Annotated in this window: 10 protein-coding genes; 4 read left to right on the plus strand and 6 right to left on the minus strand. The window is 62.4% G+C overall.

Annotated elements, in window-relative coordinates; translation table 11 throughout:
- Positions 1-135 precede the first annotated feature (135 nt).
- From clpB to rluD, 3 genes are all read right to left on the minus strand, one after another.
- Positions 136-2715, minus strand: coding sequence for an ATP-dependent chaperone ClpB (gene clpB / locus MU846_RS12280; protein ID WP_246953157.1), 2580 nt, complete (start codon positions 2713-2715; stop codon positions 136-138).
- A gap of 237 nt (positions 2716-2952) precedes the next feature.
- Positions 2953-3720, minus strand: a complete 768-nt coding sequence (gene pgeF / locus MU846_RS12285) for a peptidoglycan editing factor PgeF (RefSeq protein ID WP_246953159.1) — start codon at positions 3718-3720, stop codon at positions 2953-2955.
- Entirely contained in the window at positions 3717-4688 is a 972-nt protein-coding gene (gene rluD / locus MU846_RS12290; protein ID WP_246953161.1) for a 23S rRNA pseudouridine(1911/1915/1917) synthase RluD, read from the minus strand. Before rluD ends, pgeF begins: the two co-directional genes overlap by 4 nt.
- A 177-nt stretch (positions 4689-4865) precedes the next feature.
- Between rluD and MU846_RS12295 the strand changes: the two genes are divergently transcribed.
- Positions 4866-5699, plus strand: a complete 834-nt coding sequence (locus MU846_RS12295; protein WP_246953163.1) for an outer membrane protein assembly factor BamD — start codon at positions 4866-4868, stop codon at positions 5697-5699.
- A 116-nt stretch (positions 5700-5815) separates the two neighbouring features.
- Here the strand turns inward: MU846_RS12295 and MU846_RS12300 are convergent, their stop codons facing one another.
- Complete coding sequence (locus MU846_RS12300) at positions 5816-7444, minus strand: NAD+ synthase (RefSeq protein ID WP_246953165.1); 1629 nt, start codon at positions 7442-7444, stop codon at positions 5816-5818.
- 183 nt (positions 7445-7627) lie between these two features.
- Here MU846_RS12300 and MU846_RS12305 point away from each other — a divergent pair, with 183 nt between their 5' ends.
- Genes MU846_RS12305 through MU846_RS12315 form a run of 3 tightly spaced genes read left to right on the plus strand, consistent with a single transcriptional unit; the run spans position 7628 to position 10819 of the window.
- The gene (locus MU846_RS12305; protein WP_246953167.1) at positions 7628-7861 is read left to right on the plus strand and encodes a PP0621 family protein; all 234 of its coding nucleotides are present in this window, start codon (positions 7628-7630) and stop codon (positions 7859-7861) included.
- Entirely contained in the window at positions 7854-9434 is a 1581-nt protein-coding gene (locus MU846_RS12310; protein WP_246953169.1) for a sensor histidine kinase, read from the plus strand. The genes MU846_RS12305 and MU846_RS12310 overlap by 8 nt, the downstream gene beginning before the upstream one ends.
- Positions 9431-10819, plus strand: a complete 1389-nt coding sequence (locus MU846_RS12315) for a sigma-54-dependent transcriptional regulator (RefSeq protein WP_246953171.1) — start codon at positions 9431-9433, stop codon at positions 10817-10819. The genes MU846_RS12310 and MU846_RS12315 overlap by 4 nt, the downstream gene beginning before the upstream one ends.
- On the opposite strand, the gene MU846_RS12320 is transcribed toward MU846_RS12315, so the two are convergent.
- Together MU846_RS12320 and MU846_RS14660 are read right to left on the minus strand one after the other, a co-directional pair.
- The gene (locus tag MU846_RS12320; protein WP_246953173.1) at positions 10783-11859 is read right to left on the minus strand and encodes an NAD(P)/FAD-dependent oxidoreductase; all 1077 of its coding nucleotides are present in this window, start codon (positions 11857-11859) and stop codon (positions 10783-10785) included. The two genes, MU846_RS12315 and MU846_RS12320, sit on opposite strands and share 37 nt — an antisense overlap.
- A 121-nt stretch (positions 11860-11980) precedes the next feature.
- Positions 11981-12394 carry a type IV pilin protein gene (locus tag MU846_RS14660; RefSeq protein ID WP_306799398.1) on the minus strand — a complete coding sequence of 138 codons (414 nt, stop codon included), beginning with the start codon at positions 12392-12394 and terminating at the stop codon, positions 11981-11983.
- Between the last annotated feature and the right edge of the window lie 8 nt (positions 12395-12402).

The following is a 12402-nucleotide window of genomic DNA, read 5'->3' on the forward strand; positions in this document are numbered from 1 at the left end:
CTGGCAGCCGCTTGAGGGGCAGCGCCGACCGGCGTTTCCCCCTCGCCCACCGGGAGCGAGGGAGAAAAGCGCTCGCAGGCTCTCTCCTTGAAAGCCCCCTACCGCCCCTGATCGCCTCTCTACCTCAAAGGCGTCTCAATGCGCCTTGCTGAAGCTGAGCGCTTCACCGTCCGCGCCCACCTGAATCACATCGCCCGCGCTGAAATCACCACGCAAAATGGCGCTGGCCAATGGATTCTCCACTTTTTGCTGGATGGCGCGCTTCAGGGGCCGGGCACCATAGACCGGATCGAAACCGGCCTCCACCAGCTGATCCAGCGCCGCATCGCTGAGTGCCAGCCGCATGTCGCGCTCGGCCAGGCGTTTGCGCAGGGCGTCCAGCTGGATGTCGGCGATGCCGCGAATCTGGCTTTTCTCCAGCGGATGGAACACCACCACTTCGTCTACCCGGTTGATGAATTCCGGGCGGAAGTGCTGGCCCACCACTTCCAGCACGGCGGCTTTCATGGCGTCGTACTGATCGTCGCCGGCCATGCGCTGGATCAGATCCGAGCCCAGGTTCGAGGTCATCACGATCACAGTGTTACGGAAATCCACCGTGCGCCCCTGGCCATCGGTGAGGCGGCCGTCGTCCAGCACTTGCAGCAGGATGTTGAACACATCCGGGTGGGCTTTTTCCACTTCATCGAGCAGCAGCACGGAATACGGTTTGCGGCGCACGGCTTCGGTGAGATAGCCGCCTTCCTCGTAACCCACATAACCCGGCGGTGCGCCAATCAGCCGGGCCACGGAGTGCTTCTCCATGAACTCGGACATATCGATACGCACCATGGCATCGGTGGTATCGAACAGAAATTCCGCCAGCGCCTTGCACAGCTCGGTCTTGCCCACGCCGGTGGGGCCGAGGAACAGGAAGGAGCCGTTGGGCCGGTTCGGGTCAGACAGCCCGGCACGGGAGCGGCGCACGGCATTGGAGACGGCTTCCACCGCCTCATCCTGGCCGACCACGCGCTGGTGCAATGCTTCTTCCATGCGCAGCAATTTGTCGCGCTCACCTTCGAGCATTTTCGAGACGGGAATGCCGGTCCATTTGGAGACGACTTCCGCGATCTCTTCATCGGTGACTTTGTTGCGCAGCAGCTGGGTTTCCTGCGGCTCCTGGTTCTGCGCCTCGGCCACTTTCTTTTCCAGCGCAGGGATGGCGCCGTATTGCAGCTCTGACATGCGCGTCAGATCACCGGCGCGCCGGGCCTGATCCATTTCCACACGGGCTTTTTCCAGCTCGGCTTTTATTTCCTGAGCGCCTTGCAGGCTCGCTTTTTCTGCATCCCATATTTCGCGCAGGTCAGCGTATTCTTTCTCCAGCCGCTGGATATCATCTTCCAGTTTTTCAAGCCGTTTGCGGCTGGCCTCGTCTTCCTCCTTGCGCAGCGCTTCGCGCTCCATTTTCAATTGGATCAGGCGGCGATCCAGGCGATCCATTTCTTCCGGCATGGAATCGATTTCCATACGGATACGGCTGCCGGCTTCGTCCACCAGATCAATCGCTTTATCAGGCAATTGCCGGTCGGTGATATAGCGCTGGGAAAGTTTTGCTGCGGCCACTATCGCGCCATCGGTAATTTCCACGCCGTGGTGCACTTCGTAGCGTTCTTTCAAACCACGCAGGATAGCGATGGTGTCTTCCACTGTCGGCTCATCCACCAGCACTTTCTGGAAGCGACGTTCAAGCGCGGCATCTTTTTCGATGTACTGGCGATATTCGTCCAGGGTGGTCGCGCCGACACAATGCAGCTCGCCACGCGCCAGCGCGGGCTTGAGCATGTTGCCTGCATCCATGGCGCCATCGGCCTTGCCGGCACCGACGACGGTGTGCATTTCATCGATAAACAGAATGACGCGCCCTTCCTGCTTGGCCAGCTCGTTCAGCACGGCCTTCAGGCGCTCTTCGAATTCGCCGCGATATTTTGCACCGGCGATCAGTGCCGCCATATCCAGCGACAGCACGCGCTTGTCTTTCAGCCCCTCGGGCACTTCGCCATTGACGATGCGTTGCGCCAGCCCTTCGACAATGGCGGTTTTCCCCACGCCCGGTGCGCCGATCAGCACCGGGTTGTTCTTGGTGCGGCGCTGAAGCACCTGCACCGTGCGGCGAATCTCGTCATCGCGGCCGATAACCGGATCGAGCTTGCCTTCTTCGGCGCGCAGGGTGAGATCGACGGTGTATTTATCCAGCGCTTCGCGCTTGTCTTCGGCATTGGGATCGTTCACGGATTCGCCTCCGCGCACTTCATCAATTTTCTGCGCCAGGGTCGCTTTCTTTACGCCGGCGGTTTTCATGATCTTGCCCAGCTCGCCGGCATCATCGCAGGCCGCCAGCAACACTACCTCGCTGGAGATATATTCGTCCCCACGCTGCTGCGCTTCACGATCAGCCAGGTTCAACAAGTTGGCCAGATTGCGGGAGAGTTGAATCTCGCCGGTGAATTGCGAGACTTGCGGCAGGCGCTCCACGGCCAGTTGCAAGGCGGTTTCAAGATCGGCCACATTGACGCCGGCTTTTTGCAATATCGGCCGGGCGCTGCCGCCCCGGGCGCGCAGCAACGCGAGCATCAGGTGCAGCGGTTCGATAACGCTATGGCTGCCCCCTACGGCCAGCGACTGTGCATCGCTGAGGGCTTCTTGCAGGCGGCTGGTAAAACGGTCAGGACGCATCAGTCGTGTGCCTCCGAAATAGTTCAGGAATTACCCGACAGATGCGGCTTGCCCACGCGCTTTTCAAGGCATCGCCCACTTGATCGGGAGCGAACACAGTCTGTGCAGCGGGCAGCGGAATGGCATTGATCTGAAGCAAGCATCCTGCCTGGCTGGCGCCTCGGAGCGCTCGGACAGCGGCGCGCCCCGTGCAACCTCAATGCACGCCGCCCATATTCCTGACATGTGGCGGCGCCGTCAATCCGCCAGCCAGACCAGGCTGGCAAAGCGTCCCGTCTCGCCCTCGTAGCGGTAGGAGTAAAAGCGCTCAAGATCGGAGGCGGTGCACAGCTCGCCGCCGCTTACCTCGATATTGCCGGCTGCCGCCAGCCGCTGGCAGGCAAGCTCGGCCAGGCTCATGCGCCAGTGATCAGGCTTGCTATCGGGCCGAAATGCGCTGCTGGCCCGTGGATCATCGCGCACGAACGCTTCCCGCACCTCGGCGCCCACCTGGTAGCATGGCTGCGAAATGGCCGGCCCCAGCCAGACGGACAACGGCTCGCCGCCTGGCGCCAGCAGCGCTGCGGTGCGCTCCAGAATACCGGCGTGCAGCCCGCGCCAGCCGGCGTGTACGGCGGCCACGGCGGTGCCGTCGGTGCGGGCAAACAACGCCGGGAGGCAATCGGCGGTGAGCACCACGCAAGGCCAGCCGGGTGTATTGCTCCATACGGCATCCGCTGCCACCTCGCCGGCGCCAGCCCGCACGATTTCCACGCCATGCACCTGCCGGAGCCAGTTCGGCGGGTGGGCGGTGCCCAGCAGTTTTTGCACATGGCGGCGGGCGCGCTCCACGCGGGCGGGATCATCGCCGGTGTTCAGGCCGAGGTTGAAGCCATGCCAGGGCGCGGGTGAATAATCGCCCAAGCGAGTGGTCACACAAGCCCGCACACGGGGATGGGGCTGCCAATCGGGCGTGAGCCAATCGCTCAGCGCGGGCAGCCCTTCCTGTGGCGGGCGCGGCATCATGCGTGCTGCTCCAGATCCGATTTCAGTGCCGCAATCAGGTGCTGGAAATCGGCCGGCATTGGCGCCTCGAATTCCATGTATTCGCCGCTGGCCGGATGCACCAGCCCGAGCTTGCGGGCATGCAGGGCCTGGCGGCGAAAGCGCTGAAGCGCGTCGCGCAGCTCGGCACTGGCGCCCGCTGGCACCCGCATCCGGCCGCCATATACCGGATCGCCCACCAGCGGGTAGCGCACGTGTGCCATATGTACGCGAATCTGGTGTGTGCGCCCGGTTTCCAGTTGCACCCGTGTGTGGGTGTGGCCGCGAAAGCGCTGGATCAGCCGATAGTGGGTCACGGCCGGCTTGCCATCGGGCACCACGGCCTGGCGCTTGCGATCCTGCGGATGGCGGCCAATGGGAGCCTCGACCACGCCGCCGCCGGTCATCACGCCGACACACACCGCCTCGTATTCCCGATAGAGTGATTTGTCTTGCAGCTGATCTACCAATGAGGCGTGCGCCTCCAGCGTGCGCGCCACCACCATCAGGCCGGTGGTTTCCCTGTCCAGCCGGTGCACGATGCCGGCCCTGGGCAGGCTAGCCTGCCGCTCGTCCAGATGCAGCAGCCCGTTGAGCAGGGTGCCATCGTGATGCCCGGCGGCGGGGTGCACTACCAGCCCGGCCGGTTTGTTGATCACCAGCAGGTGCTCGTCTTCATATACCACGGGCAGCTCCACAGGCTGGGCGCTGTCGGGCACTTCTATCTCAAGCTCGGCATCAATAACGAGCTCTTCCGAGCCTACCAGCTTGTCTTTCGGCTTGGCCGGGCGCCCGTTCACCGTGAGCGCGCCACTCTTGATCCAGGTTTGCAGGCGCGAGCGGGAATAACTGTCGAACAGCTCGGCAGCGACCTGATCCACACGCTGGCCGGCGTGCTCTGGCGTCGCCCGTGCGGCAAGCTGAATCTTCTCGGTGGGGGGTTGTCCCATATGTCTGTATCGTCCGTCTGGTGCTGCATGGGTGCCGGGGCTGCTCTCGGGCCGCCAGCCGGCTGATTTTCGGCGCCTGTTAAGATGCCGGGCGGGATGTGCTTAAATAAGCCGCGTCCGCAGCGGCCATTGTAACGCCTGCTGCGGTAACGCCAGCAATGCCAAACTCAGGTGACCATGCGCGCATATACTGTTCTCTTGTCCTCGGTACTTATTTCATCCGCTCTGCTTGTCAGCGGCTGCTCCAGCACGCCCAAGGAGCGCCCCGAGCGCACCGAGGCGCAGCAGTATGAAGAGGTGCGTCGGCAGATCGAACGCAACAACTTCCTCACCGCCATCGACGAGCTGCGCGAACTCGAGGCCCGCTTCCCTTACGGGGATTTTGCCGAACAGGCGCAGCTGGATCTGATCTACACCCAGTACAGGGCGCTGGACTATCCGGCCGCTGTTGCCTCCGCCACGCGCTTCCTGCGCAACTACCCTACTAACGAGCACCTGGATTATGTGCTTTATATGAAGGGCGTGGCCAATTACAACCTGGAGCGCGGGCTGTTCGATCGCATTGTACGCAGCGACAAGGCGTCACGCGATCTGGATGCCTGGCGTGATGCGTTCACGGACTTCCAGGAGCTGGTCAGCCGCTTCCCGGATAGCCAATATGCGCCGGATGCCCGCGCCCGGATGGTACATATCCGCAACCAGCTGGCCGAGCACGAGCTGCACGCGGCGCGTTACTATGCGCGCCGGGGGGCTTATGTGGCGGCCGTCGCCCGGGCGCGGGAAGTCGTTATCCATTATCAGGAAACGCCTTCCGTGGAAGAAGCGCTGGCGATCATGAGCCGGGCGTATCGTTCTCTGGGTGAGCAGGCGCTGTCGGATCGCAGCCTAGCGGTGCTGCGCCACAACTGGCCGGAGAGCGATTATCTGAGCCGGGGCCAGGTGCAGCTCTCATGGTGGCCAAGCGACGGCGGGCGCGGTCTGCTGAGCCTGTTAACCTTCGATTTGCTGTGAGGCGTCAACTCTCACGGCGATCCTCACGGCTCCTCTCATGACACGCTGCCCAGCACGTATTGCGGCAATTATCACGGGCGCAAACCGGCTGCGCCCGTGTGTGGTAGCAACGCGGCCTAGTCGCCCGGCCGCCAGCCGTTGGTGATCGGGTAGCGGCGATCCTTGCCGAACGCCCGCAAGGTCACACGCGGCCCCACCGCCGCCTGCTGCCGCTTGTATTCGTTGCGATCCACCATCTTCACCACGCGGTACACCGTCTCGCGATCATAGCCAGCCCGGATCACAGCCTCGGCACTGCAATCCTGCTCCACATACAGCTCCAGAATGGCATCCAGCACCGGGTAATCCGGCAGGCTGTCCTGGTCTTTCTGATCCGGGGCCAGCTCTGCGGACGGCGGCCGCTCGATCACTCGCAGGGGAATCACCTCGTGGCCGGCCTTCTGATTGCGGTAACGCGACAGCTCGTAAACACGCGTCTTGAACACGTCCTTGAGCACCGAAAAGCCGCCCGCCATGTCGCCATACAAGGTGGTGTAGCCCACCGCCAGCTCGCTCTTGTTGCCGGTGGTGAGCACCACATGGCCCAGCTTGTTGGACAGCGCCATCAGCAGCACGCCGCGACAGCGCGCCTGAAGGTTCTCTTCGGTGGCATCTGCCGGGGTACCGGTGAAGCTGGCGGAGAGGGTTTCCATGAAGGCATCGAACATCGGTTCGATAGGCAGCTCCCGGTAGTTCACCTTGAGGGTGCGGGCCTGCGCGGCGGCATCTTCGCGGCTGATGTCGGCGGTGTAACGAAACGACATCATCACCGCTTCAACGCGCTCCGGCCCCAGCGCATCCGTGGCAATTGCCAGCGTGAGCGCGGAATCAATGCCGCCCGACAATCCCAGCAGCGCGCCCTTGAAGCCGTTCTTGTTGACGTAATCACGCACCGCCAGCACCAACGCACGGTAGGTGCTTTCGTTATCGTCCGGAATGCCCAGCCGCTCGCCCGCCAGCACCAGCCGGTTGCCGGCATCGCGAGTGATGTCCACGGGGATCAGCGCCTCTTCGAAGAAACCGCCCTGCGCCACCACCTCGCCCCGGTTATCCATGGCAAAGGAGCCGCCATCAAATACCAGCTCATCCTGGCCACCGACAAGGTTGGCGTAGATCACCGGCACGCCGTTATCGCGCGCCCGTGCCTGCACATGCTCCAGACGCTCGCTATGCTTTCCCTCACGAAATGGCGAGGCATTGAGATTGAGCAGCAGCTCTGCTCCGGCGGCGCGCGCAGCAGCCGCTGGCCCCGGATGCCAGACATCTTCACAAACGGTAAGCCCGATTTTCAGGCCCTGAAATTCAAACACGCGGGCCTGATCGCCCGGCTGGAAATAGCGTTTTTCATCGAATACACGGAAGTTCGGCAGGCAGTGCTTGTAGTATTCCAGCGCCGGGCTTTTCTGGCCTGGCTGCACCAGGCCCGCGACGTTGTAACGCACTCCGTTGCGCACGCCGGGATAGCCCAGCACCAGAGGCGTTTCCACCGCAGCGGCAATCTGTGCCAACGCATCCACTATTCGCGTATTGAGGCTCGGCCTGAGCAGCAAATCCTGCGGCGGGTAGCCGGTCAGGGCCAGCTCGGGAAAGAGCACCAGATCAGCACCCAACAGGCGCCTGGCTTCGTTGGTGGCCGCAATGACCTTCTCTGCGTTGCCCTCAATATCGCCAACCAGCATATTCTGCTGGGCAATCACCACTCGCATCCTCTACCTGCCTTCTGCTCTGGTGGAAGCGGCGATTGTAACCCGGCTATGGTCGAATTACCGCACCAGCGCAGGGTTGCAGCGGCGCCCGGTTCCATGGAACCTTATGCCTGCGCTGCAAAAGCCGCCTGCCGTCGCGCTGCGAGGCAGATGATAACGATACTACCGGGAGATCCCGCTCACATGGGGCTGATACGACTGCTGCTGCTTGCGTTGCTGCTGTACCTGATCTGGCGGCTGATACGGGGTATTTTTTCACCTCGCCAGCCGGCGAGCCCGCCACCGGCAGCCGAGCGCATGCTGCGCTGCACGCACTGTGGTGTGAATGTACCCGAGCGAGAATGCCTGCATCGAGCGGGGCACACCTTCTGCTCTCCCGAGCATCACCGCGCCTGGCTGGAACAGCGGCGTGACTGAGCTGCTGTTCCCTGCCCCGGCTTCGCAGCGCTGGACGCCCACGCGGGTCTACGCCACCTACCGCATCGTGCTGTCCAGCCTGCTGGTGGTGCTGTTCTTTCTGACCAGCGCCCCAACGCCGCTTGTGGGGGAATACAGCCCGCAGCTTTATTTTTATACCAGCACGTTTTATCTGGCGCTGACATGGCTCTCGGTGCTGCTGCGCGGCGCGCCGACGCGGGCACGTGTCACCGTGCCGCTATTGCCGATCCTGATTGATGTGCTGGTATTGACCCTGCTGATCCACGCCAGCGGCGGCATCCAGAGCAGCCTCACGGTGCTGATGCTGGTCACCGTCGCGGCGGCCAGTATCGTGCTGCCCGGCCGGCTGGGCCTGCTTTCCGCGGCGGTGGCTACGCTTGCGATGATGCTGGAGCAGTTTTTCTTTTCGCTGAGCAGCAACCTGGATAATCCGTTCCACCTCACCGAATCCGCTACCCTTGGCGTGGCCTTTTTTGCCGTGGCACTGATTACCCGGCAGGTGGCTCAGCGGCTGGCGCAAAGTGAAGCGCTGGCCGCAAGGCAGCATCAGGCGATCCAGCAACTGGAAGCGCTGAACCGGCAGGTGGTCGAGCGCATGCGCACCGGCGTGCTGGTGTTTGATGGTTTCTTCATGACGCAACTTTGCAACCGTTCTGCACAGGAGCTGCTGGCTGGTATCGATTCGCAGAAGCAGCTGCCGGAATTCCTGATCCAGCATTATCAATTGTGGGAGACAGACCCGTCCCAGCCCTTGCCGCCCATTGCGTCGCACGGTGCCCGCCCTGAGCTGGATGTGCGTTTTGCGCCGCTGGACAGCGGCGAGGATCATCTCACCATCGCTTTTATCGAAGACCGTGCGCGGCTGGTTCAGGAAGCCCAGCAACTGAAGATGGCGTCGCTGGGCCGCATGTCGGCCACCATTGCTCATGAGATCCGCAACCCCCTCAGCGCGATCAACCATGCCGCCGAGCTGCTGGAAGAAGGCCTGCCGAAAGAAGCGGAAGACCAGAAGCTGCTGGCTATCATTCAACGCCACGTCTCGCGGGTGAACAGCATCATCACCGATATTCTCGGCCTGTCGCGGCGGGAGCCCACCCAGGCACAACGAATCAGCCTGCACGCCGCACTCTCCGCGTGCATCACCCGCTGGCAGGAGCAAGGGCATGATCCAGCCCGGCTGCGTGTGCGCGTGCCGGAGACGCTCCCGGAAATCCGCTTCGATGCCCGGCAGCTGGAACAGGTGCTGGATAACCTGCTCAACAACGCCCGCTTGCACGGCGGCGAGGGGCCAATCGAAATCAGCAGCGGCTATCACACCGCCGGCGGCCTGCCCTGGGTGCGCATTCGCGACCATGGCCCCGGCGTGCCCGCGGAGGCACGGGATAATCTGTTCGAGCCTTTCTTTACCACATCACGAGATGGCACCGGCCTGGGGTTGTTTGTGTGCCGGGGCTTTTGTGAAAGCCATCAGGCACGGCTGGATTTCGAGCCGGCCGAACCTGGCGCCAGCTTCGTGATAACCTTCGCCCATCCGGATCGGGTATTTCAATGACCAATACAAGAAGACAGATACTGGTAGTCGACGACGAAGCCGACCTGCGGGAGCTGCTCGTCATCACACTGGGGCGCATGAAGCTGGATGCACAGGCAGTGGGGACTGTCAGCGAAGCGCGCCGGGCATTGCAGGAGCACAGCTTCGATCTCTGCCTGACAGATATGAACCTGCCCGATGGCGACGGCATCGAGCTGGTGCGCCATATCACGCAACAATTACCGGAATTGCCTGTGGCCATGATCACTGCCTACGGCAATATGGAAACCGCCACCCTGGCGATGAAAGAAGGCGCTTATGATTTCATCGCCAAGCCCGTTACCCTGGATCGGCTACGCCGCCTGATCGATGATGGCCTGGGCATTCGAGACAAAGCCCCCTCCCCCACCGGCAGCGAACAGCTGATCGGCAACGCACCGGCGATGCAACAATTGCGCGAGCAGATCGCCAAGCTGGCACGCAGCCAGGCGCCGATTTATATCAGCGGCGAATCCGGCACCGGCAAGGAGCGCGTCGCACGCCTGATTCACATGCTAGGCCCGCGCCACGAAAAACCGTTCATTGCGGTGAACTGCGGCGCCATCCCTTCCGAGCTGATGGAAAGCGAATTTTTCGGCCATCGCAAAGGCAGTTTTACCGGCGCGTTCGAAGATCGCAAAGGGCTGTTTCGCGAAGCCGATGGCGGCACGCTGTTTCTGGATGAAGTGGCCGACCTGCCGCTGCACATGCAAGTAAAACTGCTGCGCGCCATTCAGGAAAAAAGCATCCGCCCGGTGGGTGAAGCGCACGAATTCGAGGTCAATATCCGCATCGTCTGCGCAACTCACAAGGATCTCGCGGAAGAAGTGGTGCAAGGCCGGTTCCGGCAGGATCTCTACTACCGGCTCAATGTCATCGAAACCCGCGTGCCACCGTTACGCGAGCGCCCTGAAGACATCCCGCTGCTGGTGGAACACATCATGGCGCGGCTCTGCGATCAATGGCAGATGCCCCAGCCCAGCCTCAGCCGGGCAGCGCGGGATGCGCTGCGGGAATATGCGTTCCCCGGCAACGTGCGCGAGCTGGAAAATATTCTTGAGCGCGCCCTGACCCTTGCCGATGGCCCGGAAATCAACGAGCGACATTTGCAGTTACGCGCGCCGGTCGAACGTGCGCCGGGCCAGCAGGACGCCCCGCGGGAAGCAGGCAGGCCAGCCAACCAGACGCTGGAAGATTATCTGCAGGAGATCGAGAAACGCGAAATCCTGCGCGCCCTGGACACCACGCTCTGGAACCGCACCGCCGCCGCGAAGAAACTCGGCATGACGTTTCGTTCGTTGCGTTACCGGCTGAAGAAACTGGGGCTCGATCAGGGCGGCGATGAGGACGAGGGCGAGAGCGAATAAGGCGCAGGATCAATCGCTGGCGTCTCGCCCATGATCAACGCAGCCATGATCTCGGCACTGGCGGGGGCGCACACAAGGCCATTGCGGTAGTGGCCGGTGGCGATGAACAGGCCGGGGTTTCCCGGCACTTCGCTCAGAAAAGGACAATCACGGGGGCTGCCGGGCCGCAGGCCGGCCCAGTGGGCTTCCGGCTCAATCCCTGCCAGCGGCGGCCACAGATTGCGCGCCACCGATTCGAGCTGCCCATAAGCTGCCGCCGACGGCCGCTGATCAAACACCCCAGGCAACACCGTCGAGCCCACCAGCATACGGCCGTCCCGACGAGGAATGAGGTAGCCACTGTCGCGCAGGATCATGCAGCGGGGCGCAGGCACCGCGGCAGGATACAGCAGCATCTCGCCTTTGACCGGTATAACCGGCAACCTCAGGCCCAACGGTGCCAGTAGCGGCGCTGACCACGCCCCGGCACTGATCAGCACACGCCCCGCCTGCACCATGCCGCGAGGGGTCTGTAAGCGCCAACCATGCTGGCACCGCTCAATGGCCAGCACTGGCTGATCTTCGACAAACACGCCCGCCTGATGAAGCAAGCGAACAAGGCCCGCAACAAGACGCGGGTTGCGAATATGCCCCACTTGCGGCATCCAGAGCGCACCTTCGCCGCTCAGGCGCGGCTCGATCTGCCCCGCATCAACCATGCACAACTTGATCTCTTGCCGGGCAGCCCATCGCATCGCCTCCGGCCGATCATCCACGCTCGGCATCAGCAAGCCAGATGGCGAGACTTCCAGACCTGGCAGGTGCTGCTGCCCGAGGCGCTCGTCCAGCGCCAGGTATGCGCGTTGCGCGTTCATGGTGAGCGCCGTCAGGGCTGCTGAATAGCGCCAGGGAAACAAGGGAGACAGGATGCCGCCGCCGGCCCAGGATGCTGGCGGGCGGGACATTGGCTGATCGAATACCTGCACGGTGGCGCCTTGATCAATGAGCTTCAGCGCCGTGAGTAATCCAATCACGCCACCACCGATAATTCCGACATCCATTAAAAGAAGCTCCGGTGCCCTGGCGGCAAAAAAATAGCGCGAGTGAGTGCGTTCACTTGAATTCTACCTCACTCGCGACGTCACTGGAGCCGTTGTCGAGTTCACCGATGCTAAACGGCAGCTACTCCCAGGCAGGGTCAGTCCCGATGACGCACCCGCTATCACTGCTCTTCTTGATACAGGCCTCACCACGATGATTGATTGCCATCGCCCCCATACCGGACTGCGCCCCAATGGGCTGCGCGGTGATGATCAGCGTCTGGCCACCATTGCCCACCTGAACCTGGAAAGTGTAGCGCGGGGAATTCTGCAGATTCGCTGGCAACGTAAAACCGGTGTAACTAAACCGTTGGGAACGCCAATTTTCCGCTGACGCCAGGGAGGCCATCAATTGCCCCTGCGCTCTTGATTGCTCGCTATTTTGCACATACCGGCTATAGGCCGGCAGCGCAACTGCAGCCAGTATCGCAATAATAAGCACTACAATCAGCAGCTCTACAAAGGTAAAGCCGCTCTGGGCCCGCTGTGATGACATGTTATTCC

The sequence above is a fragment of the Alcanivorax quisquiliarum genome (assembly GCF_023051175.1).
Classification (GTDB): Bacteria; Pseudomonadota; Gammaproteobacteria; order Pseudomonadales; family Alcanivoracaceae; genus Isoalcanivorax; species Isoalcanivorax quisquiliarum.